The sequence below is a fragment of the Collinsella aerofaciens genome (genome assembly GCF_015557435.1).
GTDB lineage: Bacteria > Actinomycetota > Coriobacteriia > Coriobacteriales > Coriobacteriaceae > Collinsella > Collinsella aerofaciens_Z.
Window position 1 is genome coordinate 1 of record NZ_JADNOH010000052.1, and the last position, 1,494, is coordinate 1,494.

General features: G+C 58.2%; 1 protein-coding gene. It reads right to left on the bottom strand.

Annotation, left to right across the window (positions count from 1 at the left end; all coding sequences use genetic code 11):
* Positions 1–82 precede the first annotated feature (82 nt).
* On the bottom strand, positions 83–1,114 hold the full coding sequence (locus I2G43_RS05005) for a 3-deoxy-7-phosphoheptulonate synthase (RefSeq protein ID WP_195535324.1): 1,032 nt from the start codon (positions 1,112–1,114) through the stop codon (positions 83–85).
* Between the last annotated feature and the right edge of the window lie 380 nt (positions 1,115–1,494).

Consider the following 1,494-nt stretch of genomic DNA (forward strand, 5'->3'; position numbering starts at 1 on the left):
CCGCCGAAGTTGAAAGGCAGATTGCCGCTCTGGCGGGCTTGCAGCGTCGGCCGGTTACGGCGTTTGGTAAAACGCCGTAACTCTAAACCCGCTCTGCGATCTCGTGGATGAGGTAGTCGGTCTTTTCCCAACCCAGGCACGGGTCGGTGATCGACTTGCCAAAGACGCCGCCGTCGACCGGCTGGTTGCCGTCCTCCAGGTAGGACTCGATCATAAAGCCCTTGACCAGCTTGGAGATGGACTCGTTGCGGCGGCAGCTGTCGAGCACCTCCTTGCAAATGCGGTACTGCTCCAGCGGTCGCTTGCCCGAGTTGTCGTGGTTGCAGTCGATGACCGCAGCTGGGTTGGCGTAGCCGGCGTGCTCGGTGTAACGCTCGGCCAGGCGCTCCAGATGCTCGTAGTGGTAATTGGGGTAGGTGCGGCCGTCGAGGCCAATGTAGCCGCGCATGACGGCGTGCGCGAGCGGGTTGCCGTCGCACTCAACCTCCCAGTTGCGGAAGATAAAGCTCTGGTGTGCCTGGGCGGCATAGATGGAGTTGAGCATAACGGTGGTGGAACCGGCAGTGGGGTTCTTCATGCCCACCGGCACCGAAATGCCACTCGACACCAGACGGTGCTCCTGGTTCTCGACCGAGCGCGCGCCCACGGCGACATAGCTCAGCAGGTCGACGAGGTATTGGTAGTTGGAGGGATAGAGCATCTCGTCGGCGGTGAAGAAACCCGTCTCCTCAATCACGCGCAAGTGCATGTGGCGGATGGCCTTGACGCCCTCAAGCAGGTCGTCCGGCGCCTCGGGGTCGGGGTTGTGCAGCAGGCCCTTGTAACCGGTGCCCTTGGTGCGGGGCTTGTTGGTGTAGACGCGCGGGATGATAACGAGCTTGTCTTTGACTTCCTCGGCGACCTTGGCCAGGCGGTTCATGTACTCGAGGACCGAGTCCTCGCGATCGGCAGAGCACGGGCCGATGATGAGCACCTTACGTGCATCCTCGCCGGTAAAGATCTTGGCGACCTCGGCGTCAAACTCCTGCTTTTTGGCGGTGAGCTCGGCCGAAAGCGGCATTTCCTCGCGGATCTCCATGGGGATCGGCAACCTGCGTTTGAATTCCATGGCCATAGGGGCCTCCTCATCTATAGAAAGCTATTGAGCGCATTTTCGAGTGCTCGGCATTATCCGCTGTCGCACGCTAAAGTGCAAGCGAAACCCGCCAAAAAGGGACAGGTTTATTTTGGCAGGTTTTATCTGGGGAAACGACGACGTTCATCGCAAGAAGGAGAGCTGTCGTTCATGGGGGCATTTTGATTTCAGCTTTTGCAGGACCTCGTGGTCAAAAAATGCCAAATATGAGTACTGTTGCTGATGGAGTATCATATCGAGTCTAGAAAATAATAGACATTACACTGATTATGTTCGTTAAATCCGATGCATCCGAGCCCGGTATCGGTCGCGCGCGCAGACGTGGTGTAAGAGTGTCCTGAGGTCCGTCGCTGCAAGTC